Annotated in this window: 21 protein-coding genes; 12 read left to right on the forward strand and 9 right to left on the reverse strand. The window is 58.7% G+C overall.

Features of this window, described 5'->3' with window-relative positions; all coding sequences use genetic code 11:
* Positions 1–213: 213 nt before the first annotated feature.
* Positions 214–786 carry a helix-turn-helix transcriptional regulator gene (locus ACJ8PN_RS05720; protein ID WP_442534698.1) on the forward strand — a complete coding sequence of 191 codons (573 nt, stop codon included), beginning with the start codon at positions 214–216 and terminating at the stop codon, positions 784–786.
* A gap of 7 nt (positions 787–793) precedes the next feature.
* On the opposite strand, the gene ACJ8PN_RS05725 is transcribed toward ACJ8PN_RS05720, so the two are convergent.
* Positions 794–1,288 (reverse strand): winged helix-turn-helix transcriptional regulator, encoded by a 495-nt coding sequence (locus tag ACJ8PN_RS05725; protein ID WP_442534699.1) that lies wholly within the window; start codon positions 1,286–1,288, stop codon positions 794–796.
* Between the two features lie 155 nt (positions 1,289–1,443).
* On the opposite strand from ACJ8PN_RS05725, the gene ACJ8PN_RS05730 reads away from it, so the two are divergent.
* Positions 1,444–1,869, forward strand: a complete 426-nt coding sequence (locus ACJ8PN_RS05730) for a tautomerase family protein (RefSeq protein WP_171453814.1) — start codon at positions 1,444–1,446, stop codon at positions 1,867–1,869.
* Positions 1,870–1,979: 110 nt separating this feature from the next.
* On the opposite strand, the gene ACJ8PN_RS05735 is transcribed toward ACJ8PN_RS05730, so the two are convergent.
* On the reverse strand, positions 1,980–2,861 hold the full coding sequence (locus ACJ8PN_RS05735; RefSeq protein WP_171453815.1) for a LysR family transcriptional regulator: 882 nt from the start codon (positions 2,859–2,861) through the stop codon (positions 1,980–1,982).
* A 181-nt stretch (positions 2,862–3,042) separates the two neighbouring features.
* Between ACJ8PN_RS05735 and ACJ8PN_RS05740 the strand changes: the two genes are divergently transcribed.
* Entirely contained in the window at positions 3,043–3,987 is a 945-nt protein-coding gene (locus ACJ8PN_RS05740) for an amidohydrolase family protein (protein WP_411261379.1), read from the forward strand.
* 127 nt (positions 3,988–4,114) lie between these two features.
* On the opposite strand, the gene ychF is transcribed toward ACJ8PN_RS05740, so the two are convergent.
* The gene (gene ychF / locus ACJ8PN_RS05745; protein WP_033633304.1) at positions 4,115–5,206 is read right to left on the reverse strand and encodes a redox-regulated ATPase YchF; all 1,092 of its coding nucleotides are present in this window, start codon (positions 5,204–5,206) and stop codon (positions 4,115–4,117) included.
* A 334-nt stretch (positions 5,207–5,540) separates the two neighbouring features.
* On the opposite strand from ychF, the gene ACJ8PN_RS05750 reads away from it, so the two are divergent.
* Positions 5,541–7,070, forward strand: coding sequence for a SulP family inorganic anion transporter (locus tag ACJ8PN_RS05750; protein WP_442534700.1), 1,530 nt, complete (start codon positions 5,541–5,543; stop codon positions 7,068–7,070).
* A 37-nt stretch (positions 7,071–7,107) separates the two neighbouring features.
* Here the strand turns inward: ACJ8PN_RS05750 and pth are convergent, their stop codons facing one another.
* On the reverse strand, positions 7,108–7,698 hold the full coding sequence (pth, locus tag ACJ8PN_RS05755; RefSeq protein WP_021504829.1) for an aminoacyl-tRNA hydrolase: 591 nt from the start codon (positions 7,696–7,698) through the stop codon (positions 7,108–7,110).
* Positions 7,699–7,999: 301 nt separating this feature from the next.
* Here pth and ychH point away from each other — a divergent pair, with 301 nt between their 5' ends.
* Positions 8,000–8,278 carry a stress-induced protein YchH gene (gene ychH / locus ACJ8PN_RS05760; RefSeq protein ID WP_004941056.1) on the forward strand — a complete coding sequence of 93 codons (279 nt, stop codon included), beginning with the start codon at positions 8,000–8,002 and terminating at the stop codon, positions 8,276–8,278.
* A 185-nt stretch (positions 8,279–8,463) separates the two neighbouring features.
* On the opposite strand, the gene prs is transcribed toward ychH, so the two are convergent.
* The 3 genes from prs to lolB all read right to left on the reverse strand — a co-directional run bounded on the left by prs (position 8,464) and on the right by lolB (position 11,072).
* Positions 8,464–9,411, reverse strand: a complete 948-nt coding sequence (gene prs, locus ACJ8PN_RS05765; RefSeq protein ID WP_004941061.1) for a ribose-phosphate diphosphokinase — start codon at positions 9,409–9,411, stop codon at positions 8,464–8,466.
* 174 nt (positions 9,412–9,585) lie between these two features.
* Entirely contained in the window at positions 9,586–10,452 is an 867-nt protein-coding gene (gene ispE, locus ACJ8PN_RS05770) for a 4-(cytidine 5'-diphospho)-2-C-methyl-D-erythritol kinase (protein ID WP_351109874.1), read from the reverse strand.
* On the reverse strand, positions 10,449–11,072 hold the full coding sequence (lolB, locus tag ACJ8PN_RS05775; RefSeq protein ID WP_004941069.1) for a lipoprotein insertase outer membrane protein LolB: 624 nt from the start codon (positions 11,070–11,072) through the stop codon (positions 10,449–10,451). The genes ispE and lolB overlap by 4 nt, the downstream gene beginning before the upstream one ends.
* A gap of 467 nt (positions 11,073–11,539) precedes the next feature.
* On the opposite strand from lolB, the gene hemA reads away from it, so the two are divergent.
* Genes hemA through kdsA form a run of 6 tightly spaced genes read left to right on the forward strand, consistent with a single transcriptional unit; the run spans position 11,540 to position 16,913 of the window.
* Complete coding sequence (gene hemA, locus ACJ8PN_RS05780; protein ID WP_004941072.1) at positions 11,540–12,802, forward strand: glutamyl-tRNA reductase; 1,263 nt, start codon at positions 11,540–11,542, stop codon at positions 12,800–12,802.
* A gap of 31 nt (positions 12,803–12,833) precedes the next feature.
* Positions 12,834–13,919, forward strand: coding sequence for a peptide chain release factor 1 (prfA, locus tag ACJ8PN_RS05785; RefSeq protein ID WP_004941074.1), 1,086 nt, complete (start codon positions 12,834–12,836; stop codon positions 13,917–13,919).
* On the forward strand, positions 13,919–14,752 hold the full coding sequence (gene prmC, locus ACJ8PN_RS05790; protein WP_442534701.1) for a peptide chain release factor N(5)-glutamine methyltransferase: 834 nt from the start codon (positions 13,919–13,921) through the stop codon (positions 14,750–14,752). The genes prfA and prmC overlap by 1 nt, the downstream gene beginning before the upstream one ends.
* Before the next feature lie 40 nt (positions 14,753–14,792).
* Positions 14,793–15,194, forward strand: coding sequence for a SirB2 family protein (locus ACJ8PN_RS05795; protein WP_171455054.1), 402 nt, complete (start codon positions 14,793–14,795; stop codon positions 15,192–15,194).
* Complete coding sequence (gene sirB1, locus ACJ8PN_RS05800) at positions 15,191–16,000, forward strand: invasion regulator SirB1 (protein WP_015377575.1); 810 nt, start codon at positions 15,191–15,193, stop codon at positions 15,998–16,000. Before ACJ8PN_RS05795 ends, sirB1 begins: the two co-directional genes overlap by 4 nt.
* A 58-nt stretch (positions 16,001–16,058) precedes the next feature.
* Positions 16,059–16,913, forward strand: coding sequence for a 3-deoxy-8-phosphooctulonate synthase (kdsA, locus tag ACJ8PN_RS05805; protein ID WP_004941087.1), 855 nt, complete (start codon positions 16,059–16,061; stop codon positions 16,911–16,913).
* A gap of 46 nt (positions 16,914–16,959) precedes the next feature.
* Here kdsA and dauA read toward each other — a convergent pair whose 3' ends face one another.
* Both dauA and ACJ8PN_RS05815 read right to left on the reverse strand, forming a co-directional pair.
* Positions 16,960–18,648 carry a C4-dicarboxylic acid transporter DauA gene (gene dauA / locus ACJ8PN_RS05810; RefSeq protein WP_442534702.1) on the reverse strand — a complete coding sequence of 563 codons (1,689 nt, stop codon included), beginning with the start codon at positions 18,646–18,648 and terminating at the stop codon, positions 16,960–16,962.
* A gap of 232 nt (positions 18,649–18,880) precedes the next feature.
* Positions 18,881–19,366 carry a heme-degrading domain-containing protein gene (locus ACJ8PN_RS05815; protein ID WP_004941092.1) on the reverse strand — a complete coding sequence of 162 codons (486 nt, stop codon included), beginning with the start codon at positions 19,364–19,366 and terminating at the stop codon, positions 18,881–18,883.
* Positions 19,367–19,689: 323 nt separating this feature from the next.
* Here ACJ8PN_RS05815 and ACJ8PN_RS05820 point away from each other — a divergent pair, with 323 nt between their 5' ends.
* On the forward strand, positions 19,690–20,790 hold the full coding sequence (locus tag ACJ8PN_RS05820) for a GGDEF domain-containing protein (RefSeq protein ID WP_275095765.1): 1,101 nt from the start codon (positions 19,690–19,692) through the stop codon (positions 20,788–20,790).
* Positions 20,791–20,803: the final 13 nt, after the last annotated feature.

Below are 20,803 nucleotides of genomic sequence, written 5' to 3' on the forward strand. Positions count from 1 at the left end.
GTCGGTTTTTGTTTATGAAATAATTTGAAACATTCATGCCTTTTTTGCGTATTAATCAAAGTGCTGGCTGTTGCGTGATTATTTGAAAAACATGTTATCAAGTTGTTTTATATCGGTGTGCTTTGCAGGCGAATTACCCCAAAAAAGAACAGCGACAAGCCGCCTGAGGTATGGAAGCATACTTTCACGCTGATAAGGAGAATTAAAGTGAGAGTGATTTATATCGACGGTTCGCCGCTATGCCGTTTGGGGATGAAAACATTATTGGGAGAAGGAATGATAACCTTATCCTCGCCCAATATTAATATCATTAAAAATATAAGCCCTGCGCCTGATTTAATTATCATGGATTTTCCCCATGAAATTTACCGGTTCGAAGCGTATTTGCGATTTATTCACGCCTCACGTGCTGAATATGAAGGCGTCCGGATACTGTTTTTCGTCGATAAAACTTCGCCGCTGATCCTGGCATTTATCGCGGCGGCGCAGCCGGATGCGATTTTGCACAAACGGGAAGCGCTGCGGGTGGTGTGGGAGACCTGCGCGGCGTTGAGCCGCCGGGAAAAGGCGGGCGAACGGCGCGTGGTGAGCCGGCATCGGGCGGCGGCGATCACGCCTGGCGAGGCGGCGGTGCTGTGTGAAACGGCCCGTACGGAAGATATCCGCCTGACCGCGCGGCGGCTGAGTTTGCACCCGAAAACCGTTTATTCGCACCTCAACAATGCCGGCAAAAAGTTCGGCATCCGCAATCGGGTGGAATTGCTGAAGATGATTGCGCTGCTGTAGCGCGCCGTTAACGGGCTTGGCCGACGGCCAGCCGCCATTGCGTCATTTCGTCGGCGCCCGGCCCGGCCGTCAGCGCCAGGTTTTGCGCCGGCAGCGATTCGCCGGTCACGGCATCCACTGCGCGCAGGGTGGCAGGGTGGCCGGTTACGCGGTCAACCACGCGCAGCGGCGGCCCGGCCAGCTCGGACAGATTCCATTTGTCGCCAATCTGAATCATCGCCATCACCAGCAGCCCGAGATCTTTTCCCTTCTCCGTCGGCAGATACTCGTAGCGATCGGGACGCGTCTGGTATTGCCGCTTTTCGATAAGGCCGTGGCTTTCCAGGGCCTTGAGGCGATCGGTCAGCGTATTGTTGGTGATGCCGGTCGATTGGCGCAAATCGTCATAGCGCGAGAGCCCCAGCAATAGATCGCGCATGAGGATCGCGCCCCAGCGATCGCCCAGAGCTGACAGCACGTGCGCCACCGAGCACGTCATGCCTTCAAACCCTTTTGCTTTCACGTTGCCTTACCTCCGCTTGCCGCCTGATTGCCGATAATTTTATCGCCTCGGCTTGATAACTTCAATAATTGGAGTTATTACTCTTATTATTGGAGTTTATCATTAACAGCGGCTGATGGCTTGAACGCCGGCCGGAAAACCTAGGAGATAACGCGATGCCACTGTGGCAGATTTACCACCCGGAGCCGGCCTTCAGCGCCGCCGATAAACGCGCGATCGCGCAGAAGGTCACCGCCCTGTATCAGGACTTTTTGCCGCGTTTCTACGTCAACGTGTTCTTCCACGCACTGCCGCCCGGCACGGCGTATCTCGGCGGCGAAGCGGCCGATGACTTCGTGCGGGTGACCATCGACCATATCGCGCGCGCCATGGACAACGACGCAGAGCAGCAGCAATTCCTAGCGGCCTGCACCCGCATCCTGCAACCCTACATCGCTGCACGCGGGCTGCGCTGGGAGCTGCACGTGGACGAAACGCCGTTCTCGCTGTGGACCATTGACGGATTGAAACCGCCGGCGCCGGGGACGGCGGCGGGGGAGAGGTGGCGCAGCGAGAATCGGCCTTCGGTGTGGGAGGGGTAGCGGCGTCTTCGGAATGCCTAATGCTTAAAGGCAGCGATGAGTGTCGGTTTTTATCTTCGCGTTCAAAGAGGGGCGAGATTAAGCGTGGGGGGAGGAGAAATCGACGAAAGTCATAGATTACTTTTTACATCTGATATGAAGGCATTAACGATGGCGGATTTTTCATTCTCACGATAGATGAAAAAAAACTCAGTCACGTTATCGACACCGGGGATCGCTCTGTAGGTAATGTTAGGCAGCTTGATTGAGGATAGTGTAGAAGGAACGATAGCGATGCCCAGGCCAGAAGCCACCATGGCGAGCACGCTTAGTGTGCTGTCCAGCCGATAGGAAACCTGGACGTCTTCTTCAAGAATGGCTTTCAGGATACGAAGCTGGCCATCCTCTCCGCTGTTTTCCGAGTAGATGATAAAGTCTCGTCCCGAGAGGTCTTCTTTTTTCAAGGTCTCTTTTTTCGCCAGATCGGAGTCTTCCTGAATCACGACGACCCAGTCAAACTTTTTAATGGGTATAAGGCCGAGCCCCGGTGGGATTTTGAGATCCAGATTGGGGCAGTAGCTGACGTCGATATTTCCGTTGACGATCTCATCGATTTGTTTCCAGTAAGACATCTCTTTGGCGCGGAAGTTAACGCCGGGATGCTCTGCTTTAAATCGATGAATATCGGCGGTGACTAATCCCGCCGCGACGGCATTGCCGACAAATCCGATGCGCACATTGCCATTCTCACCTTTCGCTGCTGCTTTGGTTTCGTCAAGCGCGCTTTTTATTTTTTCATAAATATCCGGTGCATTTTTTAAAAATATCTCTCCTACTTCGGTAAGTTCGACATTGCGGTTGGTGCGAATAAAAAGTGGTGCACCAATTTCTTCTTCCAGCGCTTTTATCTGCATGCTGAAAGCCGACTGTGTAACATGAATTCGCTTAGCCGCCTTGCCGAAATGTTTTTCTTCAACGAGAGCCAGGAATGCCTGGATATGGCGAAAATTCATGGATTAGATTCCTGCATCAGTCGTTCAAAAAAATGAATTGGATATATAGCGACCATGAAAATACCCTCTAATAGAACTCACGTTAAAGTGTAGATTATTTCTGGAATGCGGGTTAGTCAACAACACTCAGCATGTTGCTATCTGTTTCAAAGACCGAATATATGCATAGTGGAGGCGTTAAATGAATTCATTAGCCAGAATCGATGTTCATACTCACCTGGTCCCACCTTTTTGGGGCAGCGCGCTGCCCAGCCACGGCGGCGATCCATCCGGTTGGTCTCTGCCCAAATGGACGGCGGACGACCATCTGGGCTATATGGACAAACAGCAAATAGCGACCAGCGTCCTGTCGTTAACCGCGCCGAGCGTGGTTGGCTGGGAAGGCCAGGCGCGCCGCGATATGGCCAGAAAAGTCAATGAGTATACGGCGGATCTGGTGGCGAAGTACCCTACGCGGTTTGGTAACTTCGCGACCGTGCCGTTGCCGGACGTTGAGGGGGCGGTGCTGGAAGTGGAGTATGCGCTGGATGTGCTGAAAGCCGATGGCGTGGTGTTATTAACCAACTATGAAGGGGTTTATTTAGGGGATAAAAAGTGGGCTCCGCTTTGGGCTGCGCTAAATCAACGCTCTGCCGTTGTTTTCATTCACCCTGGTCATCCCATCATGGATTTGCTGGATGGCGTTCCGGGTCCCTTGGTTGATTATCCGTTTGATACTGCCCGCAATGCCGTCCATATGGTGTTGAACGGCATTATGGACAATTATCCTAACGTGAAAATTATTCTTTCGCATGCCGGTGGATTCCTGCCTTATGCCGTTCTGCGCTTTACATTGCTGGCGGAATCGCTTAATCCAAATGGGCCGTCAGCTCAGGAATTGAACGATAAATTTAAGCGTTTTTATTTTGATACCGCATTGTCTTCCGGCCCGAATGCATTTTCCAGCCTGCTGACGTTTGCGAATCATAACAATATTCTTTTCGGCAGCGATTATCCTTATGCACCGGAGTCCGTCGCCGCTAAGTTTAATCATATTCTCGACGCCGAAACAAACCTGACTGATGTGCAAAAAGCAAGCTTCAACCGAAATAACGGCCTGGCGCTTTTCCCTCGGTTAAATAAATAAAGGTTCTGCTGGGGCGATGCCGCACTGCTTCAAGCGCTGGCGGGTTCCTTCCCGAAAATAAAAAATCCACGCTGAAGCGTGGATTTTTCCGTTTCCGGCCGCGGAGAAAAACGCTGCGGGGAAGGGGTTAGACGTTGAACAAGAAGTTCATCACGTCGCCGTCTTTGACGATGTAGTCTTTACCTTCGGAGCGCATTTTGCCGGCTTCTTTGGCGCCTTGCTCACCCTTGTAGGTGATGAAGTCGTCATAGGAGATGGTTTGCGCGCGGATAAAGCCTTTCTCGAAGTCGGTGTGGATCTTGCCGGCCGCCTGCGGGGCGGTGGCGCCGACCGGGATGGTCCAGGCGCGCACTTCTTTCACGCCGGCGGTGAAGTAGGTTTGCAGGTTCAGCAGCTCGTAACCGGCGCGGATCACGCGGTTCAGGCCCGGCTCTTCCAGGCCCAGCTCGGCCATGAACTCGTCGCGCTCTTCGTCTTCCAGCTCGGCGATGTCGGATTCCACGGCGGCGCACACGGCAACCACCACGGAGCCTTCGGCGTCGGCGATTTTACGCACGGTATCCAGGTACGGATTGTTCTCGAAGCCGTCTTCGTTGACGTTGGCGATGTACATGGTCGGCTTCAGCGTCAGGAAGCTCAGGTATTTGATCGCCGCTTTGTCTTCCGCGGTCAGATCCAGCGCGCGCAGCATGCCGGCGTTTTCCAGGTGCGGCAGGCATTTCTCCAGCGCCGCCAGCTCGGCCTTGGCATCTTTGTCGCCGCCTTTGGCTTTTTTCTGCACGCGGTGGATAGCGCGTTCGCAGGTGTCCAGGTCAGACAGCGCCAGCTCGGTGTTGATGACGTCGATATCTTCGGCCGGATCGACCTTGTTGTTGACGTGGATGATGTTGTCGTTCTCGAAGCAGCGCACCACGTGGCCGATGGCTTCGGTTTCGCGGATGTTGGTCAGGAACTGGTTGCCCAGGCCTTCACCTTTGGACGCGCCTTTCACCAGGCCGGCGATGTCGACGAATTCCATGGTGGTTGGCAGAATGCGCTGCGGCTTGACGATCTCGGCCAGCTTATCCAGACGCGGATCGGGCATCGGCACCACACCGGTGTTCGGTTCAATGGTGCAGAACGGGAAGTTGGCTGCTTCAATGCCCGCTTTGGTCAACGCGTTGAACAGGGTGGATTTGCCTACGTTAGGCAGGCCGACGATACCGCATTTGAATCCCATGTTGTAATCACCTTAAATATCTTAACTATCAGTTGGTTAGATTTAACCGACTGCATAAAGGGCAAAATAATGCCGCCATTATACACGTAATGGGCGTTTATCTCGATCAGACTTGCTTGGCCGGGGCGAACGCAGCGCGGACGGCCGGTTTTTATTTGAGATTTGGATCACATTTACCCATACTGGCCATTCCGATTAACCGACAGGAAACGCGCCGGATGTATTTCTTGCCTACGCCACCCTGAGCTGTGCCCGCCTGCACTCTGCCGCGCCTTGCGGTACCCCATACCCGCTACGCGGGGAGATGATGTCATCTGTCATAAGTGAATAATGCATGTTTAACCTGAGTAACGTCAGGATCGCGGACGTTAAAAATGAAGTCCTGGCGGGCTTTGTGGTGGCGGTTTCGATGATCCCCGAGGCGGTCGGCTTTTCGCTGGTCGCCGGTCTTTCGCCAATTGTCGGCTTGCATACCGCGTTTATTATCGGCCTGGTCACGGCGCTGTTCGGCGGCAAACCGGGCATGGTTTCCGGCGCCGCCGGCTCCATTGTGGTGGTGCTGATGAGCCTGGCGGCGCAGTACGGCATGGGTTACGTGCTGTGGGCCACGCTGTTTGCCGGGGCGATTCAAATCCTGATCGGCGCCTTCCGGCTGGGCAAGTTCATTCGTCTGGTGCCGCTGCCGGCGATCCACGGCTTCGTCAACGGCCTGGCGATCGTCATCATGCTGGCGCAGTTGAAGATGATCGCCGGGCAGGGGCCGCTGATGTACGGCCTGGTGGTGCTGGCGATTGCGGTGGTGGTGCTGTTCCCGCGCCTCACCAAAGCCATTCCGTCTTCGCTGGCGGCGCTGCTGGTGGTCTCGGCGTTGGCGATCGGCCTCAACCTGCACACGCTTCGGGTGGGCGATCTGGCGGACATTTCCGGCGCGCTGCCGCACTTTAGTCTGCCGACGGCGCCGTTTACCCTGGAGATGGTGCGGGTGGTGCTGCCCTATGCGGTGGTGATCGCCCTGGTCGGTTTGATTGAATCGCTGCTGACCATGACGGTGCTGGATGAAATGGGCGGCAAGAAGGGCAACGGCAATCGCGAGAGTATCGCGCAGGGCGCCGGTAACGCGGTATGCGGCCTGTTCGGCTGCTTCGCCGGCTGCGCGATGATCGGCCAGTCGATCATCAACTTCACCTCGGGCGGGCGCGGGCGCATCTCCGGCACGGTGGGCGCTATCCTGCTGATTCTGTTCGTGGTCAGCCTGTCGCGCTATATCGGCCTGCTGCCGGTGGCGGCGCTGGCCGGGGTGATGCTGGTGGTGTGTTACAACACCTTCGAGTGGAGCTCGCTGCGCCGCTTGCGCCGCATGCCGAAAGCCGACGCGCTGGTAATGATCGTCGTCACGCTGATCACCATCTTTACCGATCTGGCGGTGGCGGTGATCAGCGGGGTGATTATCTCGGCGCTGGTGTTCGCCTGGCAGCAGGCGCGCATCCGCGTGCGCCAGCGGCAGGTAACGGGCGACGTGGCGGTGTATCAACTGGATGGCCCATTGTTCTTCGGCTCCGCCGCCGCTTTCGCCGAGCTGTTCGATCCGCAGAGCGATGCGCAGAATGTGGTGCTGGATTTTGCCGGCACCCGGGTGATGGATTCCAGCGGCGTAGAGGCTATCGATAAGCTGACGGCGCGTTATCTGGCGGCGGGGAAAAGCATTCGTCTGCGCCACCTGAGCAATGACTGCGTGCGCTTGCTCAAGCGCGCCGGGCCGTTCTGCAGCCATGAGCTGGACGATCCGCAGTATTACGTGGCGGAAGAGGGCTTCACCGCCGATGGGCGCCGCGTGGGCGAGGAAACCTTCAACCCGCGCGGCTAAAAGCAGGCAGCGGGCAGGACGCCCGCTGCGGCAAGGTTCAGGCCTGCGCCTTGAAGCTGTGCAGGCGCTGAACGGTTTTTTCCAGCCCGTCCTTCATCAGCATTTCGGTGCAGCGCAGCGACTCGTCGATCGCTTCGTCAATCATCTTCTGTTCGCTGGCCGGCGGCTTGCCGAGCACGAAGCCCACCACCTTGTTCTTGTCGCCCGGATGGCCGATACCGATGCGCAGGCGATAGAAGTTCGGGTTGTTGCCGAACTTGTTTTGGATGTCTTTCAGGCCGTTGTGGCCACCGTTGCCGCCGCCGAGCTTGATTTTGGCCACGCCGGGCGGCAGATCCAGCTCGTCGTGCGCCACCAGGATCTCGCTTGGTTCGATGCGGTAGAAGTTGGCCATCGCCAGCACCGCTTTGCCGCTCAGGTTCATGAAGGTGGTCGGCACCAGCAGGCGCACGTCGTTGCCCGCCAGGTTCAAACGGGCGGTGTAGCCGAAGAACTTGCTCTCTTCTTTTAACTGCTGATTGTGGCGCTGGGCCAGCAGATCGACGTACCAGGCGCCGGCGTTGTGGCGCGTCTGGGCGTATTCCGCGCCCGGGTTGGCCAGGCCGACTATCAATTTAATACTGCTCACTGGGAGATTCGCTATGATCAGGGTAATGGAAAGGGCCTTAGTCTACCTGTCGGGGCGATGAATGACAAAACCCGATCTCCGCCGTCGCCCTGGGTAAGAAAGACGAATGATTCATTAGCTGAATAATTCAATTTGTCCGCTAATTTTCAGCGCCGTGTTAAGAAGTGTCAATAATTCTTTACCATTTGTGATCGCCTCCGCAATCCCCTTGCCGCAACAGGGACTATACTTAACTTATCAAAGTGGGTTAACAAGTTGCAGCGTTATCCCGGTTGGCACATGGCAATCATGGAGGTGGCATATGAAACGTAGAAGCGCGGACAGAGTGGGCAACTTTTTTATGGGGCTGGGACTGGTCGTGATGATCGGCGGTGTCGGATACTCAATTATTGCTGAAGTATCCCAGTTCAATCTGCCGCAATTTTTCGCCCACGGCGCCATCATGAGCATCTTCGTCGGTGCGCTGTTGTGGCTGGTGGGCGCGCGTATCGGCGGCCGCGAACAGGTGGCGGATCGCTACTGGTGGGTAAAACACTTTGATAAACGGTGCCGCAACGATCAACATCGTTCGTCGCATTGATTAAAAAAGCAGAAGGGAAGCAAGAGCGGGGCAAGGGAACATCTGCCGTGCATTAAGGTTTGAGGTCATGTCGGACTACAAGTAGAAAACCCGTTGTTGCTCGCGCACCAACGGGTTTTTCTTTTTCTGCTGTCGGGCGCGCTATCTTTCCGGCGCAGTGGGCGCCGCACCGGAAAGACGACGAATTAATGCTCGAACATCGCAGAGATCGACTCTTCGTTGCTGATGCGGCGGATGGCTTCAGCCAGCATGCCGGACAGGGTCAGAGTGCGAACGTTTTTCAGTGCCTTGATTTCCGGCGACAGCGGAATGGTGTCGCAGACGATCACTTCATCAATCACCGAGTTCTTGATGTTGTCCACGGCGTTGCCGGAGAAGATCGGGTGCGTCGCGTAGGCGAATACGCGCTTGGCACCGCGTTCTTTCAACGCTTCGGCCGCTTTACACAAGGTGCCGCCGGTGTCGATCATGTCGTCGACCAGCACGCAGTCGCGGCCTGCCACGTCACCGATGATGTGCATCACCTGAGAAACGTTCGCGCGCGGGCGACGTTTGTCGATGATGGCCATGTCGGTGTCGTTCAGCAGTTTGGCGATAGCGCGGGCGCGCACGACGCCGCCGATGTCCGGGGAAACCACGATCGGGTTTTCCAGGTTCTGCTGCAGCATGTCTTCCAGCAGGATCGGGCTGCCGAACACGTTGTCTACCGGTACGTCGAAGAAGCCTTGAATCTGCTCAGCATGCAGATCCACCGTCAGAACGCGGTCAACCCCTACGCTGGAGAGGAAATCGGCAACCACCTTGGCGGTGATTGGCACACGCGCGGAACGCACGCGGCGATCCTGGCGGGCATAGCCGAAGTAAGGGATAACGGCGGTAATACGCCCTGCGGAGGCGCGACGCAGGGCGTCGACCATCACAACCAGTTCCATCAGGTTGTCGTTGGTCGGGGCACAGGTGGACTGGATGATGAAAATATCACCGCCGCGTACATTTTCGTTGATTTGCACGCTCACTTCGCCGTCGCTAAAACGACCTACAGCGGCGTCACCAAGGCTGGTGTACAAACGGTTGGCAATACGTTGTGCTAGTTCCGGGGTGGCGTTACCAGCAAAAAGCTTCATATCAGGCACGAGAAGAACCTCAGGCTTGCGTCCAGAGAAGATATTGTCATACGACATCGCCAAGGGGCAGTCGGCGACGCCGGCGCAATATACATACGGGTATGTAAAACTAAAATTGAGACCGCAGGCAGCGCAGGGATAACAGGGCCAGGTGTGCATGACCCTGCGCAGCGAAACGTTGAGCTACGACTCAAACCGCCCGGAACGAATGCGATGTAGTGGGGAGACGTTAACGCCGCGCGCTACAAAACCACACAACCACTCCGGGGCTTGATTTAACACCTGACGGGCGGCGATTTCTGTGTCGAATTCAGCAAACACACAAGCACCTGTGCCAGTCAGGCGTGACGGGGCGTATTCTAACAGCCATGAAAGAAGCTGTTCAACCTCGCGAAAACGTTTTCTTGCGATCGGTTCGCAATCATTTGCGTACGGCGCCTGCAACAGCTCACTTAAGGAGCGAACCGGGGTGTCTCTTTTCAATTCGGGGTCGCCGAAGATAAGCGGTGTCGGGATACCGACGCCAGGATGCGCCACCAGATACCATTTTTCCTGCGGCTCGGCCGGCTGCAGGCGCTCGCCGATGCCTTCGGCGAAGGCGGCGTGGCCGCGCACGAACACCGGCACGTCGGCGCCAAGGCTGAGCCCCAGCTCTGCCAGTTGGTCGTCGTCAAGGCCGCAGCGCCACAGTTCGTTCAGCGCCACCAGCACGGTGGCGGCGTTGGAGGAGCCGCCGCCCAAACCGCCGCCCATCGGCAGGCGCTTGTCGATGCTGATGTCGGCGCCGCGCGGTGCGGTCTGCAGACCCTGCTCATCACAATAGCGCTGCAGCAGGCGGGCGGCGCGCACGATCAGGTTCTGCTCATCCGGCACGCCGTCGACCGGCGTCAGCAGGTTAATGCGATCGTCCTGGCGCGGGTCAATGGTCAGGGTGTCGCCGTAGTCCAAAAACTGGAACAGCGTCTGCAGCAGGTGATAGCCGTCTTCACGACGGCCGGTAATGTACAGAAACAGGTTGAGCTTCGCGGGGGAGGGCCACTGGCGGATCATTTGAGCGTCCAGTTATCCATTTTCAGTTTGATGCGTTGGTCGCCCTGCTGCAGCTCCAGACGGTTCGGCAGCGTCGGCTGGACCTCGGTGCTGTAGCTCTGGTAATCCACCTTCCAGGTTTGACCGCCTTGCTGGTAGGTCAGTTTGCTCAGGCGATATTGGTCATCCAGCGCAAAATCGCTGGCTTCGCCCGGCAGGCCGACCATCCACTGGCGCAGGTTGTTCAGCGGGATCGCCATCCCGGTCAGCTTGCGGATCATCTCTTCCGGGTTGTCGCTGACGTAGCGTTTGCCCTGATTGTCGGTCAGCTGCACCACGTTTTTCTGTACGTTGAGATCCATTTCCGTGCTGCCCAGCGGGTTAGTCAGCAGCAGGCGGTAGCGCTCCGGCGAAAACTGCTGCCAGAAGAAGCGGGCATAGACTTTTTTCTGATCAGACAAGTAGGCGAAGGAGCCGCGGGTCTGATAGGTGCTAAGCTGCTGCACCGCCTGCTCATGGGCGCGCCACTGCGGTGAGGTCGGGCTGGTGGCCGGGCCGGTTGGCTTGGTGGTGGTACAGGCGGCCAGCACCAGGCTGGCCAGCGGGATCAGACGGAGCAAACTAACTTTGCGTATTGGCATAACTTTTTCTTGTCCTTTTGTCCTTGCGGGCATGCGCGACGAAACCCGGATTCAGCGCTCACGCTAACGGGGCGGCGGCGGCGCGTCAATTTTTTGCTGCATCGCGTTGAATCTTGCCGCGTTTATCGGCGTAGTCCCAACGCGGTGCGCGCGTCGGGGTTGCCATTAAGCGTAACACAATCGCCTGAAGGCGGGGGAGGCGCTCCCGATAAGCGGTGCAGAGTTGCGCAAACGCCGCCGTTATGTGCGCCGAATAGCGTGCGCGTCTTCGCAAACTGCGCTAAAATTTAAACCATCAACCTACCCTTTGACTATTTATCCCGCTGTATTTATTACTTATTCATTAATTGATGTCGTCTATGACAGCGATTGAACGGAAGATGCGGTTGTTACTTTTATTGATCCCGCGCATCAAGTAGAATGCCGCTCAACGAGAACCCGTACCAACAGAAGTATTACTCGAAGCAATGACCCTGCTGGCGTTAGGTATAAATCATAAAACCGCTCCGGTTTCTCTGCGTGAAAGGGTGACCTTCTCGCCAGAGTCCATCGATGAGGCGCTGACCAGCTTGCTCCAACAACCGTTGGTGCAGGGCGGCGTCGTGTTGTCCACCTGCAACCGCACCGAGCTGTACCTCAGCGTGGAGCAGCAGGAGCACATGCACGAACAGCTGGTCGCCTGGCTGTGCGCCTACCACAATCTGCGTCCGGAAGAGGTGAAGAAAAGCCTCTACTGGCATCAAGGCAACGATGCGGTTAGCCATCTGATGCGGGTGGCCAGCGGGTTGGACTCGCTGGTGCTGGGCGAACCGCAAATCCTCGGCCAGGTGAAAAAGGCCTTCGCCGAATCCCAACGCGGCCAGTCGCTGTCCGGCGAGCTGGAGCGCCTGTTCCAGAAATCCTTCTCCGTCGCCAAGCGCGTGCGCACCGAAACCGAAATCGGCGCCAGCGCGGTCTCTGTGGCGTTCGCCGCCTGTACGCTGGCGCGGCAGATTTTCGAATCGCTGGCCGATCTCAACGTCTTGCTGGTGGGCGCCGGTGAAACCATCGAGCTGGTGGCGCGCCACCTGCGCGAGCACAAAGTGCGGCATATGATCATCGCCAACCGCACCCGCGAGCGCGCGCAATTGCTGGCGGAGGAAGTCGGCGCGGAAGTGATCACCCTGCCGGAGATCGACGAGCGTCTGGCGGACGCCGACATCATTATCAGTTCCACCGCCAGCCCGCTGCCGATCATCGGCAAAGGGATGGTTGAGCGGGCGCTGAAAGCGCGCCGCAACCAGCCGATGCTGCTGGTGGATATCGCCGTACCGCGCGATATCGAACCGGAAGTCGGCAAGCTGGCCAACGCTTATCTTTACAGCGTGGACGATCTGCACGCCATCATTCAAAGCAATCTGGCGCAGCGCAAAGCGGCGGCGGTGCAGGCGGAATCGATCGTGCAGCAGGAAAGCACCAACTTCATGGCTTGGCTGCGTTCGCAGGGCGCGGTGGAAACCATCCGCGACTACCGTTCGCAGGCCGACCAGATCCGCGCAGAGATGGAGGCCAAAGCGCTGGCCGCCATCGCGCAGGGCGCCAACGTGGAGCAGGTTATTCACGAGCTGGCCCATAAACTGACCAACCGTCTTATTCATGCCCCTACCAAATCCCTCCAGCAGGCCGCCGGCGACGGCGACGTGGAGCGGTTGCAGTTATTACGCGACAGCCTCGGGCTGGATCAGCATTAGTTTTCTCTATTAACAGGGTTTATTACCACGCATGAAGCCTTCTATTGTTGCCAAACTGGAAGCGTTACAAGAGCGCCATGAAGAAGTGCAGGCGCTGCTCGGCGATGCCGGCGTTATCGCCGACCAAGACCGGTTCCGCGCGCTGTCGCGAGAATACGCGCAGCTGACCGACGTCAGCCGCTGCTTCCTGGAATGGCGTCAGGTGCAGGAGGATCTGGAGACGGCGGAAATGATGCTGGACGATCCGGAGATGCGCGAGATGGCGCAGGAAGAGCTGAAACAGGCGCGGGCGACCAGCGAAGCGCTGGAACAGCAGCTGCAGGTGTTGCTGCTGCCGAAAGATCCGGATGATGAGCGCAGCTGTTTCCTCGAAGTGCGCGCCGGCACCGGCGGCGATGAGGCGGCGATCTTCGCCGGCGATCTGTTCCGCATGTACAGCCGTTACGCCGAAGGCCGCCGCTGGCGCGTCGAGGTGATGAGCGCCAACGAAGGCGAACACGGCGGCTTCAAAGAAGTGATCGCCAAAGTTTCCGGCGACGGCGTGTACGGCCAGCTGAAGTTTGAATCCGGCGGCCACCGCGTGCAGCGCGTGCCGGAAACCGAATCCCAGGGGCGCATCCACACCTCCGCCTGCACCGTGGCGGTGATGCCGGAAGTGCCGGAAGCCGAGCTGCCGGATATCAACCCGGGCGATCTGAAAATCGACACCTTCCGCTCCTCCGGCGCCGGCGGCCAGCACGTTAACACCACCGACTCGGCGATCCGCATTACCCACCTGCCGACCGGCATCGTGGTGGAGTGCCAGGACGAACGTTCACAGCACAAAAACAAAGCCAAGGCGATGTCGGTGCTGGGCGCGCGCATTCGTGCCGCCGAGATGGCCAAGCGCCAGCAGGCCGAGGCGTCCACTCGCCGCAACCTGCTGGGCAGCGGCGATCGTTCCGACCGTAACCGCACTTACAACTTCCCGCAGGGGCGGGTGACCGACCACCGCATCAACCTGACGCTTTACCGCCTGGATGAAGTGATGGAAGGCAAACTGGACATGCTGATCCAGCCGATCGTGCAGGAGTATCAGGCCGATCAGCTGGCGGCGCTGTCCGCCGAGCAAGAGTGATGGATTATCAACACTGGCTGAAAGCCGTCGCCGCGCGTTTGACCCACAGCGACAGCGCCCGGCGCGACGCGGAAATCCTGTTGGGTTTCGTGACCGGCAAGGCCAGAACCTTCCTGATGGCGTTCGGGGAAACCGTGCTGACGCCGCCGCAGCAACAGCAACTGGAGACGCTGCTGGCGCGCCGCGAACGCGGTGAGCCGGTGGCCTATCTGGTGGGTGAGCGCGAGTTTTGGTCGCTGCCGCTGTCGGTCTCGCCCGCGACGCTAATCCCGCGCCCGGATACCGAATGCCTGGTGGAGCTGGCGTTGGCGCGCCTGCCACCGCAACCCTGCCACTTCCTCGATCTCGGCACCGGCACCGGCGCCATCGCGCTGGCGCTGGCCAGCGAGCGCCCGGATTGTTCGGCTATCGGCGTCGATGTGCAGCCGGAGGCGGTTGCGCTGGCGCAGCACAATGCGCACAAGCTGAAGATCGACAACGTCCGATTTTTACAGGGCAGCTGGTTTGCGCCAGTCGCGGGGCAACGTTTCGCGCTGATCGCCAGCAATCCGCCCTATATCGACGCCGCCGATCCGCATTTGTCGCAGGGCGACGTGCGCTTCGAGCCGGGCAGCGCGCTGGTCGCCGCCGAGCATGGCTTGGCGGATCTGGCCGCCATCGTGCGCCAGGCGCCGCACTATCTGCAGCCGCAGGGCTGGCTGCTGTTGGAACATGGCTGGCAGCAGGGTGAGAGCGTGCGCGCGTTGCTGCAGGCCGCCGGATTTTCCGCTGTCGCCACCCACCGTGATTACGGCGACAACGACCGCGTGACGCTCGGCCAATGGCCGGGATAAGCGCCCTCATAATAACGACGCCCGAGCCATTTAAGGGAGCATCATGACTGCATACACCGCGTTGAAACATTTCCATTTGCTGACGGTCGCCATCAGTATTACCTTGTTTGTGCTGCGTTTCTTTTGGCAGTGGCGCCGTTCGCCGATCATGGGGCGTCGCTGGGTCAAGATAGCGCCGCACCTGAATGACACGCTGCTGTTCGTCAGCGGTATCGCGCTGGTGGTGACGTTCGGGTTTTATCCGCTGCTGGGTATGGACTCATGGCTGACCGAGAAGCTGTTTGGCGTTATTATCTATATCCTGCTTGGCTACGTCGCATTGGGCAAGAAGACCAAAAGTCAGCGGCTGCGAACCGTGGCGTTCGTGCTGGCGTTGGGCTGCCTGTACCTGATAATTAAACTTGCCACGACGAAAATACCGTTTCTGATGGGATACCTATGAGTAGCATTGCTGATTTTGAATTTAACACCTCGCCGCTGAGCGAAGGGGTGATCCTGGTGTCGCAGTCGGTGCGGCGCGATTTCCCGGCTGCCGACGTGGAGCGCAAGCTGCAACAGCTGGTGGACGAAGCGCGCGCGGTGGTGCCGGCCGATATCACTCAGGAGCAGCAACTGGATGCGCTCATTGAACTGTTCTACAAGACCTGGGGATTCGGCGGCGCCAGCGGCGTGTACCGCCTGTCGGACGCCATCTGGCTGGACAAGGTGCTGGAGGGGCGGCAGGGCACGCCGGTTTCGCTCGGCACCATCTTCCTGCACATCGCCAACGCGCTGGATCTGCCGCTGCTGCCGGTGATTTTCCCCACTCAGCTGATCCTGCGCGCCGATTGGCTGGATGAAGAGCTGTGGCTGATCAACCCGCTGAACGGCGAAACCCTGAGCGAACACCAGCTGGAAGTGTGGATTAAGGGCAACCTGGGCTTGGGTGCCGAGCTGGAAGACGACGATCTCGACGAATCCGAGAACATCATGGTGGTGCGCAAGATGCTGGATACGCTGAAGGCCGCTCTGATGGAAGAAAAGCAGCTGGAAATGGCGCTGCGCACCAGTGAAACGGTGTTGTGCTTCGATCCGGAAGATCCGTACGAGATCCGCGACCGCGGGCTGATTTATGCCCAGCTGGAGTGCAACCACATCGCGATTTCCGATCTCAACTATTTTGTCGAGCAGTGTCCTGAAGACCCGGTCAGCGAGGTGATCAAAGTGCAGATCCATTCGATTGAACCGAAACAGGTGACGCTGCATTAATTCAATGACTCCGTGCAGTTTGCAAGGCGACGGTTACAACCTTAACAAAGGCGAAAGCATGAAACAGAAAGTGGTTAGCATTGGCGACATCGACGTAGCAAACGATCTGCCGTTTGTGCTGTTTGGCGGTATGAACGTGCTGGAATCGCGCGACCTGGCGATGAGCATCTGCGAGCACTACGTCACCGTGACGCAAAAACTGGGCATTCCTTACGTATTCAAAGCCTCTTTCGACAAGGCCAACCGTTCTTCCATTCACTCGTACCGCGGTCCGGGCCTGGAAGAAGGGATGAAGATCTTCGAAGAGCTGAAAAAAACCTTCGGCGTGAAAATCATCACCGACGTGCACGAAGCGGCGCAGGCGCAGCCGGTTTCCGAAGTGGTTGACGTGATTCAACTGCCGGCCTTCCTGGCGCGTCAGACCGATCTGGTGGAAGCGATGGCGAAAACCGGCGCGGTAATCAACGTCAAGAAGCCGCAGTTCGTCAGCCCGGGGCAGATGGGCAACATCGTCGACAAGTTCAAAGAGGGCGGCAACGACCAGGTGATCCTGTGCGATCGCGGCAGCAACTTTGGCTATGACAACCTGGTGGTCGACATGCTGGGCATCAACGTGATGAAGAACGTGACCGGCGGCCATCCGGTGATCTTCGACGTGACCCACGCGCTGCAGACCCGCGATCCGTTCGGCGCCGCGTCCGGCGGCCGTCGCGCTCAGGTGGCCGAGCTGGCGCGTGCCGGCATGGCGGTTGGCCTGGCAGGGCTGTTCCTCGAAGCGCACCCGGATCCGAACAACGCCAAGTGCGACGGGCCGTCCGCGCTGCCGTTGGACAAGCTGGAACCGTTCCTGGCGCAGATGAAAGCCATCGACGACCTGGTGAAGAGCTTCCCGGAGCTGGATACCAGCAACTAAGCGCTCATCGCCAAAAAAAAGCCCGACGCGTCGGGCTTTTTTACGTTTAGGCGCCGGTGGCCGCCAGCGCTTCCGGCAGCGTCGGGTAGAACTGCAAGCGGCCCTCGATCGGCTGCACCCGCGCGCGCGCCAGGGTTTTCAGCGGCTGGAACGGCACGTCGGTGATCACCAGCTTTTTATCCGCCGGCAGCACGTCGATAAAGCGCCGCAGGGCGTTCAGGCCGCCGGCGTCGAGCACCGGCACCGCATCCCACTGCAGCACGATCGTCCGGTAATCCTCGCTGCGTGCCAACAGTTCGCTAAAGATACGCTCGGCGGCGGCGAAGAACAGCGGGCCATTCACTCGCAGCACCAGGCGGCCATCGTCGGCGCTCAGCTCGCTCAGCCGCGTCATGCGGGCGATGCGGCGCATAAACAGCAGCGACGCCAGCACGATGCCCACGGTAATGGCGATCACCATGTCGAACAGCACCGTCAGCGACATGCACAGCAGCAGCACCAGAATGTCGTCCTTCGGCGCCCGGCGCAGCAGGTAAATCACTTTGTGCGCTTCGCTCATGTTCCAGGCGACCATCAACAGCAGCGCCGCCATCGCCGCCAGCGGCAGATAAGAGAGCCACGGCGCCAGAACCAGCAGCGCCAACAGCACCAGCAGTGCGTGGATGATGGCGGACACCGGCGAGGTGGCGCCGGCGCGCACGTTGGCGGCCGATCGGGCAATCGCAGCGGTCGCGGTGATGCCGCCGAAGAACGGCGCGATGATGTTGCCCGCACCCTGGCCGATTAATTCGCTGTTCGAGTTATGCTTCTTGCCGGTCATGCCGTCGAGCACCACCGCGCACAGCAGCGACTCAATCGCGCCGAGCATTGCCATTGAAAATGCCGCCGGTAGCAGCGCGGAAACGGTTTGCCAACTCAGGGTGAACGGTTGCCCGCCGCCGCCCGGCAGATCCCAGGGCAGCAACAGCTGTGGCAGGATCGGCGGAATGCCCTGGCCGCTGCTGCCGTCGGCCAGCAGGTAGCTGAAGCGGGAGCCGATGGTTGCCACCGGGTGGTCAAACAGCGTCAGCAGCCCCATCAGCGCGGTGCCCGCCAGCAGCGCCGGCAGGTGGCCGGGCACCCGCAGGCCGAGTTTGGGCCAGAAGATCAGGATCAGCAGCGTCACCGCGCCGATCAGGGTATCGCCGAGATCCAGCGTCGGCAGCGCCTGCAGCAGAGCGTACAGCTTGCCGACGTAGTTTTCCGGCGTGTGCGCCAGCTGCAGGCCGAAAAAGTCCTTAATCTGCATGGTGGCGATGGTGATGGCGATACCGGAGGTAAAGCCGAGCGTCACCGGCAGCGGAATGTACTCGATCAGCCGGCCAAAGCGCGCGAGCCCCATCAACAGCAGAAATACCCCGGAGATCAGCGTGGCGACCAGCAGGCCGGCCAGGCCGAACTGCTGAGAAACCGGATAGAGGATCACCACGAAGGCGGCGGTGGGGCCGGAGACGCTGTAGCGCGAACCGCCGCTGACGGCGATGACGATGCCGGCGATGGCGGCGGTATACAGACCATACTGCGGCGGCACGCCGCTGGCGATCGCCAGCGCCATCGCCAGCGGAATGGCGATAATGCCGACCGTCACCCCGGCGATAGCGTCTTTCAGCAACCGCGCCAGGTTATAAGGTTCCCGCCAGCAGGCGTCTATCAGCGCGCTGAAGGGGCGAATTTTGTTGATTTCATGCCTTTTCATCTACGGTGCGTACCAAATCTTCAAAAGTGAAAGGAATGGCGGGCCCGATGAGGTCCGTCTTGTCACGTGACAGATACCATACGCCTTTTGTTCAGCGGATTACCAGACCTGTATCAATTTGGCGCAGGAAATCAGAGAGTCGCCCTTTTGTTCGGCGCTAAATTTCGATAATAGAGAAGTCAGCCGCAGATTCTGCGGCTGACAAGAAAGGTGACAGTCAAGGTTTTAACGGTTATTGCAGGGCGGGCAGGGATAAGCCGAGAAAGTGGGCTAAAGTGCTCACCAGCAGCTGGTGATCTTCCTTCTGCGGCGCGCCGGAGATGCTGATGCTGCCGACGCAGCCGAGGCCGGTCAGGGTGAGCGGGAAGGCGCCGCCGTGCACCGAATAGTCACGCACGCTCAGCCCGTAACGCTCCTCCAGCGACGTTTGCCGCTGCTGCAGGCGCAGGCCGATGGCGTAAGAGCTTTTGTGAAAATGGTTCACCAGATTGCGCTTGCGCCGCACCCAGTCGGCAATGTCCGGCGTTGCCCCCGGCATGGCGTAATAAAACAGCGTCTGCCCGGCAAGTTGGATCTCGATGGCGATGCTCAGGCCGCGCCGCTCGGCGGCGGTTTTCAGCGCCGCGCCCAGTTCCCAGGCGGTGGCGGCGTCAAAATGGGTAAAGGCCAGCGTCGCTTCCTGTTCGCTGAGCGCTTGCAGTTCATCGTCGATATTCATGCGGTTCTCCCCCGATAACACAACGCACAGAGTAGCCTGAAGCGGGCGTCGTGAGATAGACGGCTTGGCGATAAGATAGAACTGCTACTCTATTAATAGACTGTGTATCCCTATGGATTTCAAATTGCAGCTAGGCGCCCAGCGATCGCATCCCCAGGAGCTTACTCAGGTAAGTGACTGGGGTGAGAGCGTGCAGGTAACAACGCTGCGGTTTGAAAGACGACGGGTATAAATGGCCGCCGCCGAAGCGGAGACGACAGGGATGCGTTATTCAACGTCTGCACATTACCCCCTGGCGATCCCGAGGAGCGCGCTGACAATTTATGACTTACATTGCGTCCATTTCTACCCTTTACAGCGACGCCTGCATCACCTACGCGACGTTGTCGATAAGCTATTTCCTTCTCAGCAAGAATGCCCCTTTTTCTTATCAATCCGCACTGTGGAAGCGCGTTGTTTTCGGCCTGCTGGCCGGGGTGGCGGTGCTGTATTTGAGCCAGGATCGGCTGGAGCTGACCGATAAGGTGCATTACAGCTTTGCGATGATCCCGATGATATTGGTGACTTTCTTCGGCGGCGGCGTCAGCGGGCTGGTGAGTTTTCTGTTCGCCATGATGCTGACCGGCGGTTTCACCGTCGATAACCTGTTCATCGCCTCGATCGTCGCGCCGCTGCTGCTGTCGCGCGTGTGGCTGAAAAAATCCCACCGGACGTTTTACCTGACGATCGGCATCATCGCGCTGTATCGCATCGCGGTGGTGTGGCTGCTGGTGGACATGAGCGGGCTGTGGCCGGATGTGTTGCTGTACCAGGCGGTTTCCGCGCTCTGTCTGGCGATTTGCTATCATGCGCTGAATTTCAAAGAGCGCCATATCTATGCCTATTTCGCGATGCGCGCGCGCGCCACCACGGACAGCCTGACCCACATCAACAACCGCGCCAGCGTCGATTATCAGCTGATGCTGCAGCGTGCCGAGCGCCGCCCGTGCGGGCTGATGATCCTCGATTTGGATAACTTCAAAAGCATCAACGATACCTACGGCCATCCGGCCGGTGACGTGCTGCTGGCCAGCGTCGGCCGGCTGCTGCAAAACAGCGTGCGCAATGAGGACTTCGTCGGGCGCTACGGTGGCGAGGAGTTTATGGTGATCACCGCCAGCTACGATCCGCAGGTCATCGGCGGGGTGGCGGAGCGCATTCGCAGCGCGGTTGAAAGCTCGACGTTCTTGCTGAATGCGCACGACGAAGCGCACATCACGCTGTCGATCGGCGTGTCGCTGTATCTGCCGGGCATGACGCTGGACAAGGCGATCGCCATGACCGACGAGGCCTTGTATGAGGCGAAGCGCAGCGGCAAAAACCGGGTGGTGACCAGCCGCGTGATGCAGCTGGCGCCGCTGGGCGCCGGATTCCCGCGCGAATAAGCCGCCCCCGCCG

It is taken from the genome of Serratia sp. CY76391, from assembly GCF_052166695.1.
Lineage (GTDB): Bacteria > Pseudomonadota > Gammaproteobacteria > Enterobacterales > Enterobacteriaceae > Serratia > Serratia nematodiphila.